The sequence below is a fragment of the Corynebacterium vitaeruminis DSM 20294 genome, assembly GCF_000550805.1.
GTDB classification, from domain to species: domain Bacteria; phylum Actinomycetota; class Actinomycetes; order Mycobacteriales; family Mycobacteriaceae; genus Corynebacterium; species Corynebacterium vitaeruminis.
On record NZ_CP004353.1, the window covers coordinates 468,445 to 489,097 of the forward strand.

Sequence of the window (20,653 nt, forward strand, 5' to 3'; positions counted from 1 at the left end):
ACCGGGCTTCGTGTAACCCCCTCAGGGAGGCGCGCCGCGACCGCGATCAGTGAGTTCAATGCGCCCTTCCCCTCTCACTGGAAGTGGTGATTTTCGCGATGATCAACAAGCGGAAGGTAGCGGGCGCCGTTCTGGCGGCCGTGCTTAGCACCGCGGGCCTCGTGGCCTGCAGCTCCGACTCCTCCTCTTCCTCCTCCGGCGGGAGTGCCTCGGCCTCCGGTCCGGTGACGCTGACCGTCTGGACCTCCCAGGAGGACCAGACCGATGACAACGCCTGGCTGCAGACCATGGAGGCGAAGTTCAAGGAGGCCAACCCGGACCTCGACGTGACCTTCAAGAACTCCGTGGTGTCCTCCGCCGACGCGGGTACCACCGTCAACCAGGATCCGTCCGCCGCCGCCGACGTCTACTACTACGCCAACGACCAGCTCGGCTCCCTACTGGACGCGGGCGCGGTGGGCCAGCTCTCCGACTCCGGCATTGCCCAGCTCAAGGAGCAGGACTCCGCCACGATGGCGGACTCCGTCAAGGGCACCGACGGCGAGAGCTACGGCCTCCCGGTCGAGCCGAACACCTGGTTCATGTACTACAACAAGTCCAAGCTGTCTGCCGAGGACGTCAAGAGCTTCGACACCATGCTGTCTAAGGCGAAGGTCTCCTTCCCGCTGTCCAACTCTTGGTACCTCCCGGCGTTCTACGCCGGCGCTGGCGCCACCTTCTTCGGCTCCGATGGCCTCGACGAGAGTGCGGGCATCGACCTGGGTTCCAAGGCGGCCGACGTGACCAAGTACCTGGTCGACGTGTCCAAGAACCCGAACTTCGTCAATGACGCCGACGGCTCCGGCATGGGCGGGCTCGCCAACGGCGCGGTCGACGTGGTCTTCTCCGGCGCCTGGGACTCCAAGGCCGCCCAGGAGGCCCTCGGCGCCAACTACGGCGTTGCGGCGCTGCCGACCTTCAAGCTCGATGGCCAGGACGTGCAGATGAAGGCCTTCTCCGGTTCCAAGGCGATCGGCTACAACCCGAACACCTCCAACCCGCAGGTCGCGGCGCAGTTCGCGGAGTTCCTCGCCTCCACCGACTCGCAGAAGATCCACTTCCAGAAGACCGGCGTGATCCCGGCAGACCAGACCCTGGCCGACGATCCTGAGATCTCCGCCGACCCGGTCGCCACCGCCCTGTTCGAGGTCGTCGGCAGCGACTCCATCCTCCAGCCGACCTTCAATGCGATGTCCGACTTCTGGGATCCAGCCGAGAACTTCGGCAAGGCCATCACCAACGGTGAGGTCACCGCGGACAACGCCGCGGACAAGACCGCCGCTTGGGCCTCCTCCTACAAGTAGGACACCAGCGCTCAAGGCTCCCGCGGACGTGGCCCGCCCGAGCTGGAAAACAACCCGCCACGCGTGGCCCCAGGCTCTTCGATGAACAACGAGGGCGTGGGGCCATCGTTTTGACTGCTCTGGAAGTATTCACCGGCCCGCCTGCGGTAAGCGTCGACAAGCGGGAAAAAGAAAGGAAGTGGAGCCATGAAGGTGGGGCTCCTCCCCAAGGCGGACCCGCCGGGGGACAATAAACGACGACCCACGACCAGCAACGATTCCCGCTCGGAGTACAGCCTGGCCAACGCCTGGGTCTACGGCGACGCCGTGACAAGGCTGTCGCTCATCGTGTTCGGCCTCGGAAATCTCGTGCGCAAGCAGTTCGCGAAGGGCGCGGCGTTCCTCGCGATCGAGGTCTTCGCCATCTACTTCTTCGCCGCTAAGGGCTGGAAGTACTTGAAGGAGCTGCCGAACCTCGGCGGCGGGGGACAGGCCCGCGAGAAGATCAACGGCTTCTGGGTCTACACCAACTCGGACCCCTCGACGGTCGTGCTGCTCAACGGCGTGGCCACCGTGTTCTTCATTCTCGTGTTCCTGTGGTTCGCGGGCATCGCCCTGCGCAGCGCCTACAAGGCGCAGACCTTCGTCGAGGACCGCGGCGCGGCCCGCACGCTCAGGGAGGACCTGCGCGCGCTGACCGATCAGGACGCCCCGATCCTCATGATGAGCCTGCCCACCGCGGGCATCCTGCTGTTTACGATCCTGCCGCTCATCTTCATGATCTCGATGGCGTTTACCAGCTTCGACTCGAAGAACCCGCAGCAGTTCACGTGGGTGGGGTTCGAGAACTTCGGCAAGGTCCTCTCCAACGAGGGCGGCGAGGTCAACCTCAACCTGTTCGTCTCCGTCCTCATCTGGACGCTGGTCTGGGCGTTCTTCGCCACCTTCCTCAACTACTTCTTGGGCATGTTCATGGCCATGCTCATCAACCGCCGTACCACCTGGGGCAAGGGCTTCTGGCGCGCGATCTTCTCGCTGTCGGTGGCCGTGCCGCAGTTCGTCTCCCTGCTGGTCCTGCGCTCGATGCTGCAGCCTGAGGGTGCGATCAACCGCCTGCTGCAAAGCTCCGGCCTCACCGACTCGCCGCTGCCGTTTTTCACCGACGCCACCTGGGCGCGCGTCACGGTCATCGTGATCAACCTGTGGATCGGCATCCCGTACACCATCATGCAGGTCACCGGCATCCTCCAGAACATCCCGGGCGAGCTCTACGAGGCCGCCCGCCTGGACGGCGCGAGCTGGTGGCAGACCTTCCGCAGCGTGACCATGCCGTACATGCTGTTCGTGATGACCCCGTACCTCATCACCACGTTTACCGCCAACGTGAACAACTTCAACGTCATCTACCTGCTCTCCGGCGGCGCGCCGACCCCGGTCGGGGCGTCCGCGGGTAAGACCGACCTGCTGATCACCTGGCTGTACAAGCTGACCGTGGACAAGGGCGACTACAACATCGGTGCCGTCATCGGCATCTTTACCTTCATCGTCTTGTCCGTCGTCGCCCTCATTACCTACCGCCGAAGCGGATCCTACAAGAACGAGGAGGGATTCCAGTGAGCGAGAAGATGCACAACATCCGCCGGTCCCGGCGCATCGCGGACCTGGCCACGCACCTGTTCCTTGCCATCATGGCCATCGTCTGGGTCATCCCGATCGTGTGGGTGGTCGCGGAGAGCTTCAACAAGAACACCGCTCCGTTTAGCTCCACCTTCTTCCCGACGGAGTACACCTTCGATAATTACAAGAAGCTGTTCACCGAGACCCAGGTGCTCAACTTCCCGAAGATGTTCATGAACACCTTCATCGTGGCCGTGTTCACCTGCCTGATCAGCGTGGCCTTCGTGCTCATGGTCTCCTTCGCCTTGAGCCGCATGCGCTTCCGCTTCCGCAAGGTGTACATGAACGTCGCCCTCATCCTGGGCATGTTCCCGGGCATCATGGCCGTGGTCGCCATCTACTTCATCCTCAAGGCGATGGGGCTTACCGACGGCAGCCTCACGATCGTGGCGCTGATCATCGTCTACTCGGCGGGCACGGGTGCTGGCTTCTACATCATGAAGGGCTTCATGGACACCATCCCGGCCTCGCTGGACGAGGCCGCCTACCTGGACGGCTGCACCCGCTGGCAGGTGTTCACCAAGATCATCATCCCGATCGCCAAGCCGATGATCGTCTACCAGGCCATCGTCGGGTTCCTGACCCCGTGGCTCGACTTCGTCCTGGCCAAGGCGATCGCCCGCACGCAGGACAACTACACCGTCGCGCTTGGCCTGTGGAAGATGCTGGAGAAGGAGTACATCCACGACTGGTTCGCGCGCTTTGCCGCGGGCGCCGTGTGCGTCTCCATCCCGATCGTCATCCTGTTCATCGTGATGCAGCGCTACTACCAGGAGTCCATGGCGGGCTCGGTCAAGGGCTAGTAGCCTAGGGGCCGAGAAATCACATTGTTTGGCGGGGTCCGCGCGCTGCTCGGGCCCCGCCTTTTTGCGCGGATGGCGCGTCTCGCCCTGGTAAACGCACCCGCGCGCCTGTTTGCACACACGAAACGAAGGAATCACCATGACAACCGAGACCCGCCCGTCGGTGGGTAGGGGGCTTCGCCTTTCCTCCCTTGGACTTATCGCCTATTCCTTCCTCGCATGCTCGATCATCGGGCTTGCCTGGACGAACCTGCGCGTGGCCAACCCGGGCGAGGCGCCGCTGTCGGATCTCACCGTGGCGGTCCTCTTCGAGGTCTTGAGCTGGGCGTGCCTGCCGATCTTCGCGTGGCTGTTCGTCGCCGAGTTCACCGCGCGCGGCGGTTCCTGGCGCTTCGGCGGCGCGCTGCTGGCTGCGGCCGTGGTCGCGGAGGTGCCCTTCGACCTCGCCGCCTCCGGGCGCGCGGTCGACGTGAGCGCGCAGAACCCGCTGTGGGCCTTCGTCTTCTGCTTCCTTGGCGCCAAGCTGTTCGGGTACGTGGATTCTCGCGGCGGCCAGGCGGGCCTCCTCAAGGCGGTCATCGCCGTCGGCGTGGCGCTGTGGCTGGTGTTGCTGCAGGTGGGGGTCCGTTTCGGGCTCGTCTACCTGGGGCTTTTCATCTTCGCGTTTTTCCTCGTGTTCTGGTTCCTTCGCGCGCGCGAAAACACGATGATGCTCACCGCGGGGCTGCTCGGCGCATCCATGCTCATCGCCCCGGCGCTCGGCGTCATCGCGCTGCACTACCGCGCGCCGATGCTCGATAAGGACGCGCGCCTGCACTGGGGTTTCCTGTGGCTCTACCCCGCATTGCTCCTCATTGCTGCGCTGGTCTAGGCGTTTTTCGCTTATCGACGATCGGCCTTCGGCGCCCGCCTATTTACAAAAGGGGAGCCATGCCCTAAACTATGTGACATGACAACAAAAACTAATTCCACCAACGTTTCCGCGCTCTTCGTCGGCCACGGCTCGCCGATGAACGCCATCGAAGAAAACTCCTTTACCAAGTCCTGGAACGAGCTGGGCGAGCAGCTTGCCCCGCGCGCGATTCTTAGCGTCTCTGCGCACTGGTACACCCACGGCACCGGGGTGACGGCCATGGACAAGCCGCGCACGATCCACGACTTTTACGGCTTCCCCGAGGAGCTGAACCAGGTTATCTACTCCGCCCCCGGTGACCCGGAGATCGCCAGCCTCGTCGAGGACGTGGCCAAGCCGACACTGGTGCAGCAGGACCACAGCTGGGGCCTCGACCACGGCACCTGGTCGGTGCTCAAGCACATGTTCCCGGATGCCGACATCCCCGTTATCCAGCTGTCCATCGATGCCACCAAGCCCTACGAGGAGCACTTCGAGCTCGGCGCGCGGCTTGCCCGACTGGCCAAGGAAAACAACGTGCTCATCATGGGCAGCGGCAACGTCGTACACAACCTGCACATGTACGCGCCCCAGGTGGGTGACCGCGGCTTCGACTGGGCCGATCGCTTCGACGAAAAGGCGCGCGAGCTCATGCTCACCGAGCCCGACCGGGTTCCCTCGCTGTTTAGCGACCGGGACTTCAAGCGCGCAGCACCAACCTCGGACCACTTCCTCCCGCTGGCCTACGTCGCGGGCGTGGCCGCGGGGGTCGGCGGCGGCGAGATTAGCTCCTTCAACGAGCAGCGCACCGGCGGTTCGCTGTCCATGACGGGGTACGTGGTGACCAAGCCGTAGGCGTCGACAAGCAACGCGCGGGCGGAAACGTTTCTAGGATGAAGGCATGTCCGAAAATCGTTACCGCCCGCGCTTTCATATCACCGCGCCGACCGGCCGCCTCAACGACCCCAACGGCCTATTCATCGAGGACGGCGTGCTTCACGTCTTCTTCCAAAAAGACCCTGCCTACCCGTTCGGTGCGAAGCGCACCGGCTGGGGGCACGCGAGCACACCGCTTCAGGGGGAGGGGGCGGGGGAGTGGACGCACCACCCCGACGCGCTTTATCCCGACGCGGCCTACGACGCCAACGGCTGCTACTCCGGCGGCGCCATCCGCGACGAGGCGGGAAACGTCCACCTCTTCTACACGGGAAACCTGAAGGAGACCGACCCCGCCACCGGCGAGATGGCGCGCCGGGCCACGCAGAACAGCGTGAGCGTGGAGGAGGTGTCCAGCGGCCTCGGCGGCGTCTTCCGGCGCAACCCCAACAACCCGCTCATCGACGGCCCCGCGGAGGGCTATACCGCGCACTACCGCGACCCCATGATCACCCGCGACCCGGAGGGTGCTGCGGCCTACCGCATGGTCATCGGCGCGCAACGCGCGGACGAGACCGGTGCCGTGGTGCTCTACCGCTCGGACGACCTCGAGCGCTGGGAGTTCGCGGGCGAGCTCGGCTTCGACGTCTCCTCGGCCGAACCTGGGACCTCGCCCGACCTCGTGCCGGGCGGCTACATGTGGGAGTGTCCGAACCTGCTGAGCATCCGTGACGAGGCCGACGGCGAGCGCTACGAGTTGTTCATCATCTGCCCGCAGGGGCTTGAGCGGCAGGTCGACGAGGCGGGCACCACCCACTACGCCTCCAGCGATCAGTGCGGCTACCTCGTGGGCCACCTCGAGGGCACCACCTTCCGCGTGGTGCGCGGGTTCACCGAGCTCGACTACGGGCACCAGTTCTACGCGCCGCAGGCGGTGGCGGAGCAAGGTGGGCTCGTTCCCGACAGTTACCTGCTGTTCGGATGGATGGGGCTGCCCGCCCAGGACGACACCCCGAGCGTCGAATCCGAGGGGTGGGTGCACAGTCTCACACTCCCGCGCCGGGTGAGCCTGCACGGCCGCACGCTGCGGCAACGCCTCGTGCTGCCTGAAATCGTTTGCAATCGTGTCGAAGATCACTCCATGCCCGATGTGGGTAACGTGTTACACGCCTCTGAGCTGCTTAAACAAGAAAAGGTCACTTTTTCGGTCATCGACACGTCCGAATCGGTGGTAGTTTCCGCAACCTACAGTCCGCTCGGGCAGGGAAGCCTCAGTCTCACCTATAAGGGGGATACCCGCGTGGTGCCCTGCACCCCCGGTGAGCTGGAGATATTCGTCGACGGGGCGACCGTGGAGATCACCGCGCAGGACGGCGAACGGGCATTTTCTATCGCCGCGTTCCCTACCCCCGGTACGCGATGGTCGCGCATCGAATTTAACCGGTAAAGCCGTTGAGTTTCGGCAGCGAACACTATTGAATAAAAGATAGCGAAACCGTTCTCCGACCAGCGGAGATAGGGCACTCACACAGTAGGAGTTTGTTCCCATGCAACACAAGGAAGTTGCGACTCGCGTGCTCAAAGCGATCGGTGGCGAGGAGAACATCGTCGCCGCCGCGCACTGCGCCACGCGCCTTCGCATGGTCCTGAAGGACACCAAGAACGTCGACCAGGCCGCCCTCGACAACGACCCCGATCTCAAGGGCACGTTCGAGACCGGTGGCATGTATCAGATCATCGTCGGCCCGGGTGACGTGAACAATGTGTTCAAGGAGCTCGACGGCATGACCTCGAAGAACATCGCGGTGACCACCGAGGAGCTCAAGGACGTCGCCGCCCAGAGCGGCAACTGGTTCACCCGCGCGATCAAGGCGCTGGCGGACATCTTCGTCCCGCTCATCCCGATCCTGGTCGGCGGCGGTTTGTTGATGGCCCTCAACAACGTGCTCACCGCGCAGGACCTGTTCGGCCCGCAGTCGCTGGTGGAGAAGTACCCGAACATCACCGGCGTCTCCGAGCTCATCAACCTGCTCTCGTCCGCGCCGTTCGCCTTCCTGCCGATCCTCGTGGGCTTCACCGCGACCAAGCGCTTCGGCGGCAACGAGTTCCTAGGCGCCGGCATCGCGATGGCGATGGTCATGCCCTCGCTGGTCAACGGCTACAACGTGGCGGAGACCATCGCCAACGGGCAGATGACCTACTGGGACATCTTCGGCCTCAACGTCGCCCAGGCCGGTTACCAGGGCTCGGTCCTGCCGATCCTCCTGGTCTCCTGGATCCTGGCCACGATCGAGAAGTTCTTCCACAAGCACCTCAAGGGCACGGTCGACTTCCTGGTCACCCCGGTGCTGACGCTGCTGATCACCGGCTTCCTCACCTTCATCGCCGTCGGCCCGGTCATGCGCACCCTCGGCGACTGGCTGGCCAACGGCCTGGCCAACCTCTACGACTTCGGCGGCCCCGTCGGCGGCTTCGTCTTCGGCCTCATCTACTCGCCGATCGTCATCACCGGCCTGCACCAGTCCTTCCCGCCGATCGAGACCATGCTGTGGAACCAGGGCGGATCCTTCATCTTCGCCACCGCCTCCATGGCGAACATCGCCCAGGGCGCCGTGGCGCTCGCGGTCTTCTTCCTGGCTAAGAACGAGAAGCTCAAGGGCCTGGCTGGCGCGTCCGGCATGTCGGCCGTCTTCGGCATCACCGAGCCCGCCATCTTCGGTGTGAACCTGCGCCTGCGCTGGCCGTTCTACATCGGCATCGTCTCCGCGGCCATCGGCTCGACGCTCATCGCGATCTTCGACGTCAAGGCCGTGGCGCTGGGGGCGGCGGGCTTCATCGGCTTCGTCTCCATGCGTGCCAATGACATCGGGCAGTTCTTCATCTGCGCGTTTACCACCTTCATCATCGCCTTCGTTGCCGCGTTCATTTACGGCCGCACGCTGGTGGCCAAGAACGGCACCATCGACCCCGATGCCGAGGATCCGGCGGCGGAGGCCGCGGCCGCCGCAGCAGCCGCCGAAGGCCCGTCGGCAAGCGACGCGCAGGCAGCCGAGGACGCGCTGCAGGTGGTCGCGCCGCTGACTGGCAACGCCGCGGCGCTCGCGAGCGTGTCCGACCCGATGTTCGCCCAGGGCAAGCTCGGCGCGGGCATCGCGATCACTCCTACTGAGGGCAAGCTGGTTGCCCCGGTGTCCGGCAAGGTGGTCGTCGCCTTCCCGTCCGGGCACGCCTTCGCGGTGCGCACGCAGGGCGCGGACGGCAAGAATGTGGACGTGCTCATGCACATCGGCTTCGACACCGTGAACCTGAAGGGGCAGCACTTCACGCCGAAGGCCCAGCAGGGCGACGAGGTCAAGGCCGGCGACGTGCTCTGCGAGTTCGACATCGACGCCATCAAGGCGGCGGGCTACGAGGTGACCACGCCGGTGGTCGTGTCCAACTCCAAGCGCACAGGCCCCGTCCTGCCGGCGGTGTCGCTGCCGACGGCGGTGACCGCGGGTGAGGTGTTCATGACGGTGGACCCGAAGGTCGCCGTTGACGCCTAGAGTTGTTCCCGCGCTCCCTTGATTTAGTCGCGTGGGGACACGGCTTCCCGTCAACTTAAGAAAACCGGCCCCCTCGGACTCCTTCTTCCGAGGGGGCCACGGCCGTCTGTGCTCCAGTCCTCACCCAAGCTCGAGAGGGGCTGGGGCCCTGAACGCAGTGGTGGAGGGGTGCGTCGCGACTCGTCGCACGGGAAACTAGGGCAGGGGAGGGGCCCGCGCTGCGTCGCAGTAGCTTCGCAGCGGGAACAACGCGCTTGTTCGCAGCAATGAAGAATGGCAGCTTGTAAAAATCTCCGCTGTTGTGGTTGAATGTTCAAGTTGCCTTTCATAGGTCGGCGCGAGCCTGCTAGTTTCCGAGCGGCCGGGCCGAGACCCCTCGACTGGTTCCCAGTTCGTTGCCGCGGCCTGCGCCGCAGTGTGAAGGCAAAGAGTACATCGACCGCGCGAGTCAGTTCGGAAATCTGGCCCGCATTAAATCCAGGTCAAGGAGACCCTAGTGATTCAGCAGGAATCGCGTCTGAAGGTCGCCGACAACACTGGTGCACGTGAGATTCTGTGCATCCGCGTTCTCGGTGGCTCCACCCGACGCTTTGCTGGCATCGGCGACGTCATCGTCGCCACTGTCAAGGAGGCAACCCCCGGCGGCAACGTCAAGGCTGGCGACGTCGTCAAGGCCGTGGTTGTCCGCGCCAAGAAGGAGACCCGTCGTCCGGACGGCTCCTACATCAAGTTCGATGAGAACGCCGCCGTCCTCATCAAGAACGACAACGAGCCCCGCGGTACCCGTATCTTCGGCCCGGTCGCTCGCGAGTTGCGCGACAAGAAGTTCATGAAGATCGTTTCTCTCGCACCGGAGGTGATCTAACTTATGAAGATCCATAAGGGCGATATGGTCATCGTCATCTCTGGCCCGGACAAGGGTGCTAAGGGCAAGGTCATCCAGGCCTTCCCGAAGACCGAGAAGGTCCTGGTCGAGGGTGTTAACCGCGTGAAGAAGCACGTCGCTAACTCCGCTCCGGAGCGTGGCGCTGAGTCCGGCGGAATCGTCACCCAGGAGGCCCCGATCCACGTGTCCAACGTGATGATCCTGGACTCCGACGGTAACCCAACCCGCGTTGGCTACCGCTTCGATGAGAACGGCAAGAAGGTCCGTATCTCGCGTCGTAACGGGAAGGACATCTAATCATGAGCGAGAACTACACTCCGCGCCTTAAGACCCGCTACCGCGAAGAGATCCGCACCGCGCTGAACGAGAAGTTCGGCTACGACAATGTCATGCAGATCCCGGGCGTTACCAAGGTCGTCGTCAACATGGGTGTCGGCGAGGCTGCTCGCGACTCCAAGCTGATCAACGGCGCTCTCGAGGACCTCACCGCGATCACCGGCCAGAAGCCCGAGCTTCGCCGCGCCAAGAAGTCCATCGCTAACTTCAAGCTCCGTGAGGGCATGCCGATCGGCGCGCGCGTTACCCTGCGCGGCGACCGCATGTGGGAGTTCCTGGACCGTCTGCTGACCGTCGCGCTTCCCCGTATTCGCGACTTCCGCGGCCTGTCCGACCAGCAGTTCGATGGCCACGGCAACTACACCTTCGGCCTGACCGAGCAGACCATGTTCTACGAGATCGACGTCGACAAGGTCGACCGTCCCCGTGGTATGGACATCACCGTTGTCACCACCGCCACCAACAACGAGGAAGGCCGCGAGCTGCTTCTGCACCTCGGCTTCCCGTTCAAGGGCGAGGATGGCAACAAGCAGCAGGTCTAGTGCCTAGTTAGTTTGTGAAGCGAACTAGCGTGTGAGGCGCCCAGCGCGATCGAAATGATCGGCTGGGCGCTTTTGCGTGCCTAGATCACCTCGATGGACATGGCCTTGGCCTGCGCCCAGACCCCGCCGCCCGCCTCGAGCCCGAGCGCCAGCGCCGACCGCGTCGTGATGGGCACGGTGATGATCCCGTTCGATTCGTCGAGGGCGACGCGCACCGTCGTGGACGCGCCGTGCACGTCCAGCGCCTCGATCGTTCCGTGCCAGGCGTTGCGGGCCGAGCCCTCCTGCGGCGCGGCGGCAAGGGTCACGGCGTTGGGAGCGAACACGGCCGTCGCCTCCTCGCCCGGTGCCCGTCGCGCGCCGTCACGCAGCGTTCCCAGCAGTGTTTGCTTTCCGACGGCCATGGTCACCAGCCCCCGGTCCACGTCCAGCACCCTCCCGCCCAGCCGGTTGAGCCCGGTGAACTCCGCCATGAACTGCGTCGGCGGGGAGGAGAGCACCTCCTGGGTTAACCCGTGGGCCACGGGCGCACCCTCCTCCATGACCACGACCTCCGCCGCGATCGCCGAGACGTCGAAGGGGTCGTGGGAGACCATGATGGTCGTGCGGTCGCCCGCGGCGGCGGTGAGGAAGGATCGCCAGGCGTGGGCGGCCTGGACGTCGACGGCCGCCAGCGGCTCGTCGAGTAGCACGATGGCGGGCCTAGCGGCGAAGGCGCGCACCAGCGCCACCTGCGCGGCCTGCCCGCCAGAGAGCGCGGAGCAGGAGACCCCGGACAACGCCTCGAGACCGGCTGCGCGCAGGAGCGCCCGCGAGCGCTCGGCGTCGCGCGTGGCCATGGTGATCGCGCGGAGGACGCTCGCGCGCGCGGGAAGCCCCGGGCGCTGGGTGAGCACGACGAGCCCCCGCCGGTGCGCGGGCGTGCGGTGGAGGTCGTGGCCGCCCAGGCGCGCCTCGCAGCCGCGCAGGCGCCCGGAGATGAGCCCGAGGAGGGTGGTCTTCCCGGCGCCGTTGGGGCCGATCACCGCCGTCGTCGCGCGCGGGGAAAAGACCGCCTCGCCGCGATCGGTGCGAACGGCGAGCGGGGAGTCGACCGGGGACGCCGGTGCGGAGAGCTCGCGGAGCCGGGCGATGTCGAGCGGCCCGGTGGCAACCGGGCGCCCGCGGCGGCTCGGGGCGTTGAGGAGGAATCCCGCCCACGAGGAAAGCCCCAGCACGATGAGGGCGAGCACCATGAGGATGGCCGCCAGCGCGTAGGCGTCGGCGGGGTCGGTCTCCCGGGCGAGGTAGATGCCGATGGGCATCGTGCGGGTCACCCCGGGCATGGAGCCGGCGAAGGTGATGGTCGTGCCGAACTCGCCGAGCGAGCGGGCGAACGCCAGGCCCGCGCCGGTCGCGATCGCGGGGGCGAGCGCCGGCAGAAGCACCTTCGCCACGACGGCCGAAGGCGACATCCCGATGCCGATGCTCGAGTGCCAGACCTCGCCGTCCATCTGCCGCAGCGCCGCCTCGACCGTGATCACCACGAAGGGCAGGGCGATGAAGACGTGACTGGCCACGACCCCGGGGAAGGCGAAGGCGAATTGCCAGCCGAAGGCGTCGAGAAGCGGGGCGAGAAACCCCCGGCGGCCGATCGCGGCGGTGAGCGCGAGGCCCGCGACCACCGGCGGGAGGGCGAGGGGGAACAAGACCAGCAGGCGCGCGAGGGTGGCGCCGCGACGCAGCGAGCCCAGCCACAGCGCGAGCGGGACGCCGAGGATAAGGCACAGCGCCGTCGACCACAGCGCCGAGGACAGGCTCACCCACAGAAGCTGCGCGCTGTCGGGCTCGCGCAGCAACGCGGGCACGCGCGCGAGGTCGACGCGGCCCCACAGCGCGACAAGCGGCACCACGATGAGGGTGGCGCCGAGGACGGCTACGACGACGATCGCCGCCGGCATCTGCTGGCGTGCGGGTGCGGGCGGCGAGATCATTCAGGCTCCTTGGGTGGGTTCACACCCCAAGTGTAGGAACGGGCTAGGTCGCGGGAGTGAAACCGTGCTTGGTCCACACCCCCGCCATCACCTGGGAGCGCAGGAGGTCGAGCAGGGCCTGCGCCTGCTCGTGGTGCTCGGAGTTGGTGACCACGCCCGCGACCAGCGAGTTGACGTTTTCCGCGGCGTGCGGGATGTCGATGACCTCGACGGCGTCGCCCGCGGCGGCCGCGTCGGTGCGGTAGACCCAGCCCGCGTCGGCCTCGCCGGAGACGACCTTGCCCAAGACGTCGGAGACGGACTGCTCGAGGCTGACCGCCTGGATGGTGATGCCGTTGGCCTCCTCCAGCTTCTTGCTCACCGTGCCGCAGGGCACCTGCTCGTCGCAGAGCACCACGTTCTTGCCCGCGAGGTCGTTGACGGAGGTGATCCCCGGCGGGTTGCCCTTGGGCACGACCATGACCATGGAGTTGGTCGCCACGGTGACGCCCTCCTTGACCGAGCCGTTGGCGATGGCCTTGTCCATGTTGGCTTGGTCGGCGGAGATGAACAGGTCCGCGGGTGCGCCGTAGGCCATCTGCTGCACGAGCGTGGAGGAGCCGGCGTTGTTGTAGCTCAGCTCGAGCGGCGAGTCGAGGCCCGCCGCAAGCTGCGAGAGGTCATCGTTGATGACCCTCGTCGAGGCCGCGCCCATCACGGTCAGGCTCGTCGGGCTCGCCGCCGACGAGCTGCCGGTGGAGTCGGACTGGGAGCTGCTGCAGGCCGCCACGCCGAGAGCGGCGGTGAGGCAGGCTGCGAGGGCGAGGAGACGACGAGGGGCTTTCACGAGGACATTTCCTTTCCGTTGTTGACAGCGAGTGTACATAAACCGTGGGAGGCGGAGGGCTAGGCGCCGGTCCAGCGGGCCTCGTCCTTCGGCTGCTTCTTGTTGTGCTGGATGGGCTCCCACGCCACGTGCTGGCGCGAGGGCTGGGTGGTGATGTCGCGGGAGCGATAGACCACGTACGGGCGGGTGAGGTAGCCCACCGGCGCGGAGAACGCGTGCACGAGCCGGGTGAACGGCCACACGGCGATGAGCGTGAAGCCGGCCACGACGTGCGCCTTGAACTGCCACGGCACGTCCTGCATCCACTCCGGGTGCGGGTTAAAGATGAACAGTTGGCGCAGCCACGGGCTGATCGTCTCGCGGTAGTCGTAGCCGTGCGGGCCGCCGAAGACCTGCGTGGACACGGTGGCGAGGAAGCCGAGCAGGATCGCCGCCGCGAGCAGGACGTACATCACCTTGTCCTGGCGGGAGGTGGCCAGGAACACCGAGCGGTTCACACGCCTGCGGTAGATGAGCCCCACGAGCCCGACGACCGCGGCGATGCCCGCGATCGTGCCGGGGATCGTCGCGACGAGGTGGTAGGCGTGGTCCGGGATGCCCACCGCGCGGGTCCACGACTTCGGGAACGCCAGGCCCATGATGTGCCCGAGGAAGACGAAGAGCATGCCGTAGTGGAACAGCGGCGAGGACAGCCGCAGGAGCCGGGACTCGTAGATCTGCGAGGAGTGGGTGGTCCAGCCGAACTGGTCGGTGCGGTAGCGCCAGAACACGCCGACCGCGAACGCGGCGACGGCCAGCCAGGGGTAGGCGACCCACAAGAACATGTCATAGCTGTGCATGGGAGGTTCCTTCAGTCGTTCGTAGCGGTATGGTCTGCATGGGTATGCGGGAACGGCAGCGGCGCGCCGATGCCGACGAGCTCGGCGGGAGGGCCCTGCCGGATGAGCTCGACGAAGTTGTCGCGGGTGGCCTGGTCGATGGCGGGCAGCGCCGCGCATACGGCCGTGACCACTGGGGCGTAGGGCGAGCCCGCCTGTTCGAGGGCGAGGCGGAGGACCTCGATGCCGTCGCGGTGCGCGGCGAGCATGTCCGTGGCCACCGCGTGCGCCTCGCCGTCGGCCTTGGCCGCGGCCTCGAGCACCACGCAGAGGTGGTCGGGCAGCTCCTCGCGGTCGAGGAAGAAGCCGAGCGTTTCCAGCGACTCCTTGAAGGCCAGGATCGCTGCCCCGCGCTGCCGCGTGTCGCCCACGGCGTAGTAGGACAGAAACAGCGAGCACCTGCGGCGTTGATCGAAAATGTCCACGTAGTGCTGCTCCATCTCGCGGCGTCCCCACTCGCGCGCGGTATCCAGGTAGCTTGCAAGCAGCTTGTCGACGCCTACGGGAAGCGACCCGCAGGCCGAGGCGACGGCCGCGCACTTGTCGCCCCATGCATCGTCGGGGTAGTCGAGCAGGAGGGAGGCGGCCATGAATAGCGTGCGCCGCTGCTCCTCGTCCATGGGGATCTGTGCCGTTGCCTCGGGCACGGTTCCGATCTGGGTGCGCATGGGCTATCCCCTCCTCGCCGGGAACATGCTGTCCGGCCGGCCACCGATGTCCCAGGTGGCCAGGGAGACCTTGCCGCCCTGGGAGTTTTCGGCCTCGTGGTGGCAGGCCTCCGGCGCGCCGGGGCCAAGCCCGTGGAACTCCTGGACGGTATTCGCGGGGCTCATCCCGCCGAAGTCCGGCAGCGACGCGATGCCGCGCGGGGTCTCCGGGGAAGCGGTGGGGATGACGTAGCGGTCGTCGTACTTGGCGATGCCCAGGAGCCGGTACATGCTCTCCAGGTCCGCACCGGTCATGCCGACGGCGCGGGCGATCTCCTCCTGCGGCGCCTGGCCGAGGTTGATGTCGCGCATGTAGGAGCGCATCGCGGCCAGCCTGCGAAGCACCTTCTCCACCGGTGCCGGGTCGCCCGCGGTGAACAGGCCCGCGAGGTAGTCGAGCGGGATGCGCATGGTCGAGATGGCGGTGAGCAGCACCTTGTGGTCCTCGCCGTCGTTGCCGGTGGCGGTCACGCGGTCGACGACGGGGCTCAGCGGCGGGATGTACCAGACCATCGGCAGGGTGCGGTATTCCGGGTGCAGCGGGACGGCGACCTCATAGCGGAAGATGAGGTCCCAGATGGGCGAGTTCTGCGCGGCCTCGATCCACGAGTGCGGGATGTTTTCCGCGATGGCGGCCTCCACGACCTTCGGGTCGTGGGGGTCCAAGAAGACGCCCTTCTGCGCCTCGTAGAGGTCCTTGACGTCCGGGGTGGCCGCCGCCTCAGCCACCTTGTCGGCGTCGTAAAGCAAAACGCCGAGGTAGCGCAGGCGGCCGACGCACGTCTCGGAGCAGACGGTGGGCTGGCCGACCTCGATGCGCGGGTAGCACAGCGTGCACTTTTCGGCCTTGCCGGTCTTGTGGTTGAAGTAGACCTTCTTGTACGGGCAGCCCGACACGCACATGCGCCAGCCGCGGCAGCGGTCCTGGTCGACCAGGACGATGCCGTCCTCCGCGCGCTTATACATGGCGCCCGAGGGGCACGAGGAGACGCAGGTGGGGTTCAGGCAATGCTCGCAGATGCGCGGGAGATAGAACATGAACGCATCCTCGATCTCCTTTTTCACCTCGAGGTTCATCTGACGAAGCACCGGGTCGTCGTCGAGGGTCTCGCCGGAACCGCCGAGGTTGTCGTCCCAGTTCGAGGACCAGGAGATCTTGTCGATCGGCTCGCCGGTCAACTGCGAGATGGGGCGCGCGGTCGGCTGCGTCTTCTGACCCGCGGGCGTGGACAGCAGCTTCTCGTACTCGTAGGTCCAGGGCTCGTAGTAGTCGTCGATCGTGGGCAGCTTCGGGTTGTGGAAGAGCGTGGCCAGCTTCTTCAGGCGCCCGCCCGCGCGCGGCTTGAGCCTGCCCTTTTTGTCGAGCACCCAGCCGCCTTCCCACTTGCCCTGGTCCTCCCAGCCGTAGGGGTAGCCCACGCCCGGGCGGGTTTCGACGTTGTTGAACCAGATGTACTCGGTGCCCTCGCGGTTGGTCCAGGCCTGCTTGCAGGTCACCGAACACGTGTGGCAGCCGATGCACTTGTCCAGGTTCATGATCATTGCGATCTGAGCCATGACCTTCATTAGTACTGCACCTCCTGGGAGCGGCGACGGATGCGCGTGACCTCGTCGCGGTTGTTACCGGTAGGGCCGATGTAGTTGAAGTGGTAGGTCAACTGGCCGTAGCCGCCGGCGATGTGGACTGGCTTGATGGTGATGCGGGTCAGCGAGTTGTGCGTGCCGCCGCGGCGGCCCGTCTTCTCGTTGAGCGGGGTGCCCGCGGTGCGTTCCTGGGCGTGGTTCATGATGACCGTGCCCTCCGGGATGCGGTGGGAGACGATCGCGCGGGCGGAGACGACGCCGTTGCGGTTGTAGGCCTCGATCCACTCGTTGTCCTTCACGCCGATCTTTGCGGCATCCTTGTCGGACATCCAGATGACCTGGCCGCCGCGGGAGACGGAGAGAACGTGTAGGTTGTCGAAGTACTGGGAGTGAATCGACCACTTGTTGTGGGTGGTGAGGTAGCGCACCGTGACCTCGGGGTCGCCGCTCTCGCCGGTGACCAGCTCGCCGGGCAGCGTCTCGCCGTTCAAGTGCAGGCGGTCCAGCGGGGGCCGGTAGACCGGCAGCGCCTCGCCATAGTCCATGAACCAGTCGTGGTCGATGTAGTAGTGCATGCGGCCGGTGAGCGTGTGGAACGGCTTGTCGTGCTCGATGTTGATCGAGAACGCCGTGTACCGGCGGCCGTTGCGCTTGTCGGCGGTCCACTCCGGCGAGGTGATCACCTCGGTCGGGCGCTCCTTGATGTCGTCCCAGCCGATGCGGCGGTTCTTCGCCGGCTCGGCCAGCACCGTGAGGTCCTTGCCCGTGCGCTTGGAGAGGAACTCAAAGCCGTTGGCCGCGACCTCGCCGTTGGACACGCCCGACATGCGCAGGATGGCGTCGATGGCCTTCACCGCGGTGTCGAGCTTCGGGCGCGGGCCGTAGGAGGTTTGCTCCACGCCGTTCATGATGGCGACCTCCTCGACCTGCTTGGACACGTCGTAGCTTGTGCCGTGGACGGCGGTGCCGGCCTTGGCGGAAAGCGGCCCCAGGTGCATCCAGCGCTCGTAGACCTTGGAGTAGTCGCGCTCGACGACAGCGACCTTCGGCATGGTCACCCCGGGCACGTAGCCGAGCTCATCCACGTCGGGGACGATGCCGTTGGGCATGCTCATCTCGTCGGGGGAGTCGTGGTGGGTGGGGTTGATGACCACGTCCTGCTGCACGCCCAGCCAGGTGGCGGACAGCTCCGAGAGCGCCTTGGACAGGTCGCGGAACACCTCGAAGTCGGTGCGCGCCTCCCACGGCGGGTTGATCGCGGCGTTGAAGGAGTGCAGGTAGGGGTGCATGTCGGTGGAGGACATGTCGTGCTTCTCGTACCAGGTGGCCGCGGGCAGGACGATGTCCGAGACGAGCGTCGTCGAAGTGTTGCGGAAGTCCGTGGTCATCATGAGGTCGAGCTTGCCGTGCGGGGCATCCCGCCAGGTGATGGTCTTCGGGCGCTCGCCTTCCTTGAGCTCCGGGGCCGAGGCGTCGGAGTCGACGCCGAGGAGGTGGCGCAGGAAGAACTCGGTGCCCTTGGCCGAGGAGCCCAGGAGGTTGGTGCGCCAGTTGAGCAGGATGCGCGGCCAGTTCTCCGGCGCGGAGGGATCCTCGTAGGCGAACTTCATCTCGCCGCTACTGAGCTGGCTGGCCACGTACTCGGGCACCTCCATGCCCGCCTCCTTCGCCTCGTCGACGATGAGCAGCGGGTTGCGGTCGAACTGCGGGTAGGAGGGCATCCAGCCGCGCTTCATCGCCTCGAGCATGGTGTCGGAGAGCATCTTGTCGCCGATGACGTCGTGGCTGGCCAGGGGCGATCCGAGCCGGGAGGCGTAGGAGTTGTCGTAGCGCCACTGCTCGGTGCCGAAGTAGAAGTAGCCGGTGGAGATCATCTGCCGCGGCGGGCGGACCCAGTCGGTGGCCATGGCGTACTGCTGCCAGCCGTTGACCGGGCGCAGCTTCTCCTGGCCCACGTAGTGGGCCCAGCCGCCGCCGTTGACACCCTGGGTGCCGCACATGCTGGTCAGCGCCAGGAAGGTGCGGTAGATGTTGTCGGCGTGGAAGTAGTGGTTGACGCCCGCGCCCATGATGATCTGGGAGCGGCCCCGGGTGGTGGCGGCGGTCTGCGCGAACTCGCGGCCGACGCGGATGGCGGCGGCCATCGGCACGCCGGTGATGCCCTCCTGCCAGGCGGGGGTTCCCACCTCGGCGGCGTCCTCGTAGGAGGCGGGCCAGCTGCCGGGCAGGCCCAGCTCCTCGCGGGCCACGCCGTAGTGGGCGAGCATGATGTCGTACACGGTGGTGGCCAGCTGGCCGTCGATCTCGCGGACCGGGACGCCGCGGTGGACGATGCCCGCGCCGATGGGGCCGGTGCTGGTGAGGTCGTTCGGGTCGGCGTCGAGGTCGAAGCGCGGGAATAACACCTCGGCGGTGCCGAAGGCGTCGGTGTCGGCCATCGACAGCACGGGGTCGACGCCGTCTAGCGAGAGGTTCCACTTGCCCTCGCCCTCGGGGCCCCAGTGGTCGGCGACGGTGCCGCCCGGATCGACCACGCGGCCGTCCTTCTCGATCATGAGGTAGCGATGGGTGGCGTTCGCCGAGGAGCGCAGCGCCTCGTCCGAGGTGTGGTTGGCCGTGAGGAACTTGCCGGGGGTGTAGGTGCCGTCCTCGCGCCTGTCTAGGGTGACGAGGAAGCCGGAGTCGGTGTACTTGCGCATGTACTCGAGGAAGTAGGGCTCCTTCTTGCCCACGTGGAATTCCTTGAGGATCACGTGCCCCATGGCGAACGCCAGGGCGGCGTCCGTGCCGGGCTCGATGCGCAGCCACTCGTCGGCGAACTTTGTGTTGTCGGCGAAGTCGGGGGAGACGGTGACGATCTTGGTGCCCTTGTAGCGCACCTCCGTCATGAAGTGGGAGTCCGGGGTGCGGGTGACCGGGATGTTCGAGCCCCACATCATGAGGTAGGCGGAGTTGAACCAGTCGCCGGACTCGGGCACGTCGGTCTGGTCGCCGAAGGTCTGCGGGGAGGCGGGCGGCAGGTCGGCGTACCAGTCGTAGAACGACAGCGCCACGCCGCCGATGTTCTGCAGGAAGCGGGTGCCCGCGGCGTAGGAGATCTGCGACATCGCCGGGATGACGGTGAATCCCGCGATGCGGTCGGGGCCGTGCTGGCGGATCGTGTACACGTGAGCCGCCGCGGCCATCTCGATGGCCTCCTCGTAGGGGATGCGGATGAGCCCGCCCTTGCCGCGCTGCGAGACGTAGGCGTCGCGCTTGGCCGGGTCCTCCTGGATCTCGCGCCAGGCCAGCACCGGGTCGCCGAGCCTCGACTTGGCATCGCGGTACATGTCCACCAGCACGCCGCGGGCGTAGGGGTAGCGCACGCGGGTGGGCGAGTAGGTGTACCAGGAAAACGAGGCGCCGCGCGGGCAGCCGCGGGGCTCGTAGTCGGGCATCTCCGGGCCGGTGGTGGGGTAGTCGACTGCCTGGGACTCCCAGGTGATCACGCCGTCTTTGACGTAGACCTTCCACGAGCACGAGCCCGTGCAGTTGACGCCGTGGGTGGAGCGGACCATCTTGTCGAAGGCCCAGCGGTTGCGGTAAAACACGTCCGCCTGGCGGCCGCCCTTCAAGAAGATCTGCTGGCCCTCCTTGCCGGTCACGCCCTTGCGGACGTAGGAGCCCAGCTTGAACAGCGGGTTGACGCCGGTGGAGCCTGGGCTCCCGGCGGCGGAGGAGGTGGATGCGGGGTTGGTCGGTGCGCTCATCTCAGTCCTTTCGGTCTGGGAAGGGGGAGTTTTCGGTGGGTGACAGGGTGAAGGTCA

The 20,653-nt window shown here is 66.3% G+C and carries 16 protein-coding genes; 10 read left to right on the plus strand and 6 right to left on the minus strand.

The window, feature by feature from the left end; genetic code table 11:
* The first annotated feature begins 98 nt into the window (after positions 1-98).
* From B843_RS02275 to rplE, 10 genes are all read left to right on the plus strand, one after another.
* Positions 99-1,343, plus strand: coding sequence for an extracellular solute-binding protein (locus B843_RS02275; RefSeq protein ID WP_025251902.1), 1,245 nt, complete (start codon positions 99-101; stop codon positions 1,341-1,343).
* A gap of 186 nt (positions 1,344-1,529) precedes the next feature.
* Positions 1,530-2,939, plus strand: coding sequence for a carbohydrate ABC transporter permease (locus tag B843_RS02280; protein WP_025251903.1), 1,410 nt, complete (start codon positions 1,530-1,532; stop codon positions 2,937-2,939).
* A gap of 8 nt (positions 2,940-2,947) precedes the next feature.
* A complete protein-coding gene (locus tag B843_RS02285) occupies positions 2,948-3,802 on the plus strand; it encodes a sugar ABC transporter permease (protein WP_034649167.1) in 855 nt (284 codons plus the stop codon).
* A 139-nt stretch (positions 3,803-3,941) separates the two neighbouring features.
* On the plus strand, positions 3,942-4,673 hold the full coding sequence (locus B843_RS02290) for a hypothetical protein (RefSeq protein WP_025251905.1): 732 nt from the start codon (positions 3,942-3,944) through the stop codon (positions 4,671-4,673).
* Positions 4,674-4,751: 78 nt separating this feature from the next.
* Positions 4,752-5,549, plus strand: coding sequence for a 4,5-DOPA-extradiol-dioxygenase (ygiD, locus tag B843_RS02295; RefSeq protein ID WP_025251906.1), 798 nt, complete (start codon positions 4,752-4,754; stop codon positions 5,547-5,549).
* Between the two features lie 46 nt (positions 5,550-5,595).
* A complete protein-coding gene (locus tag B843_RS02300; protein ID WP_025251907.1) occupies positions 5,596-7,017 on the plus strand; it encodes a glycoside hydrolase family 32 protein in 1,422 nt (473 codons plus the stop codon).
* 100 nt (positions 7,018-7,117) lie between these two features.
* Positions 7,118-9,115 (plus strand): sucrose-specific PTS transporter subunit IIBC, encoded by a 1,998-nt coding sequence (locus B843_RS02305; protein ID WP_025251908.1) that lies wholly within the window; start codon positions 7,118-7,120, stop codon positions 9,113-9,115.
* A gap of 496 nt (positions 9,116-9,611) precedes the next feature.
* The gene (gene rplN / locus B843_RS02310) at positions 9,612-9,980 is read left to right on the plus strand and encodes a 50S ribosomal protein L14 (protein ID WP_025251909.1); all 369 of its coding nucleotides are present in this window, start codon (positions 9,612-9,614) and stop codon (positions 9,978-9,980) included.
* 3 nt (positions 9,981-9,983) lie between these two features.
* Positions 9,984-10,298: a 50S ribosomal protein L24 gene (rplX, locus tag B843_RS02315; RefSeq protein WP_025251910.1), complete on the plus strand. Its 315-nt coding sequence runs from the start codon at positions 9,984-9,986 to the stop codon at positions 10,296-10,298.
* A 2-nt stretch (positions 10,299-10,300) separates the two neighbouring features.
* Positions 10,301-10,879 carry a 50S ribosomal protein L5 gene (gene rplE, locus B843_RS02320; protein ID WP_025251911.1) on the plus strand — a complete coding sequence of 193 codons (579 nt, stop codon included), beginning with the start codon at positions 10,301-10,303 and terminating at the stop codon, positions 10,877-10,879.
* An 80-nt stretch (positions 10,880-10,959) separates the two neighbouring features.
* On the opposite strand, the gene B843_RS02325 is transcribed toward rplE, so the two are convergent.
* From B843_RS02325 to B843_RS02350, 6 genes are all read right to left on the minus strand, one after another.
* On the minus strand, positions 10,960-12,819 hold the full coding sequence (locus tag B843_RS02325; protein ID WP_025251912.1) for an ATP-binding cassette domain-containing protein: 1,860 nt from the start codon (positions 12,817-12,819) through the stop codon (positions 10,960-10,962).
* Positions 12,820-12,895: 76 nt separating this feature from the next.
* Positions 12,896-13,678 carry a molybdate ABC transporter substrate-binding protein gene (modA, locus tag B843_RS02330; RefSeq protein ID WP_025251913.1) on the minus strand — a complete coding sequence of 261 codons (783 nt, stop codon included), beginning with the start codon at positions 13,676-13,678 and terminating at the stop codon, positions 12,896-12,898.
* A 59-nt stretch (positions 13,679-13,737) separates the two neighbouring features.
* Positions 13,738-14,517 (minus strand): respiratory nitrate reductase subunit gamma, encoded by a 780-nt coding sequence (gene narI / locus B843_RS02335; RefSeq protein ID WP_025251914.1) that lies wholly within the window; start codon positions 14,515-14,517, stop codon positions 13,738-13,740.
* An 11-nt stretch (positions 14,518-14,528) separates the two neighbouring features.
* Positions 14,529-15,224 carry a nitrate reductase molybdenum cofactor assembly chaperone gene (narJ, locus tag B843_RS02340; protein WP_025251915.1) on the minus strand — a complete coding sequence of 232 codons (696 nt, stop codon included), beginning with the start codon at positions 15,222-15,224 and terminating at the stop codon, positions 14,529-14,531.
* A gap of 3 nt (positions 15,225-15,227) precedes the next feature.
* Positions 15,228-16,829, minus strand: a complete 1,602-nt coding sequence (narH, locus tag B843_RS02345) for a nitrate reductase subunit beta (RefSeq protein ID WP_025251916.1) — start codon at positions 16,827-16,829, stop codon at positions 15,228-15,230.
* A complete protein-coding gene (locus B843_RS02350; protein WP_025251917.1) occupies positions 16,829-20,596 on the minus strand; it encodes a nitrate reductase subunit alpha in 3,768 nt (1,255 codons plus the stop codon). Before B843_RS02350 ends, narH begins: the two co-directional genes overlap by 1 nt.
* Positions 20,597-20,653: the final 57 nt, after the last annotated feature.

Bases quoted from the DNA above. Each gene is read 5' to 3' on its own strand.
- B843_RS02275 (WP_025251902.1), top strand. From the start codon at position 99: ATGATCAACAAGCGGAAGGTAGCGGGCGCCGTTCTGGCGGCCGTGCTT.
- B843_RS02280 (WP_025251903.1), top strand. From the start codon at position 1,530: ATGAAGGTGGGGCTCCTCCCCAAGGCGGACCCGCCGGGGGACAATAAA.
- B843_RS02285 (WP_034649167.1), top strand. From the start codon at position 2,948: ATGCACAACATCCGCCGGTCCCGGCGCATCGCGGACCTGGCCACGCAC.
- B843_RS02290 (WP_025251905.1), top strand. From the start codon at position 3,942: ATGACAACCGAGACCCGCCCGTCGGTGGGTAGGGGGCTTCGCCTTTCC.
- ygiD (WP_025251906.1), top strand. From the start codon at position 4,752: ATGACAACAAAAACTAATTCCACCAACGTTTCCGCGCTCTTCGTCGGC.
- B843_RS02300 (WP_025251907.1), top strand. From the start codon at position 5,596: ATGTCCGAAAATCGTTACCGCCCGCGCTTTCATATCACCGCGCCGACC.
- B843_RS02305 (WP_025251908.1), top strand. From the start codon at position 7,118: ATGCAACACAAGGAAGTTGCGACTCGCGTGCTCAAAGCGATCGGTGGC.
- rplX (WP_025251910.1), top strand. From the start codon at position 9,984: ATGAAGATCCATAAGGGCGATATGGTCATCGTCATCTCTGGCCCGGAC.
- rplE (WP_025251911.1), top strand. From the start codon at position 10,301: ATGAGCGAGAACTACACTCCGCGCCTTAAGACCCGCTACCGCGAAGAG.
- B843_RS02325 (WP_025251912.1), bottom strand. From the start codon at position 12,819: ATGCCGGCGGCGATCGTCGTCGTAGCCGTCCTCGGCGCCACCCTCATC.
- narI (WP_025251914.1), bottom strand. From the start codon at position 14,517: ATGCACAGCTATGACATGTTCTTGTGGGTCGCCTACCCCTGGCTGGCC.
- narJ (WP_025251915.1), bottom strand. From the start codon at position 15,224: ATGCGCACCCAGATCGGAACCGTGCCCGAGGCAACGGCACAGATCCCC.
- narH (WP_025251916.1), bottom strand. From the start codon at position 16,829: ATGAAGGTCATGGCTCAGATCGCAATGATCATGAACCTGGACAAGTGC.
- B843_RS02350 (WP_025251917.1), bottom strand. From the start codon at position 20,596: ATGAGCGCACCGACCAACCCCGCATCCACCTCCTCCGCCGCCGGGAGC.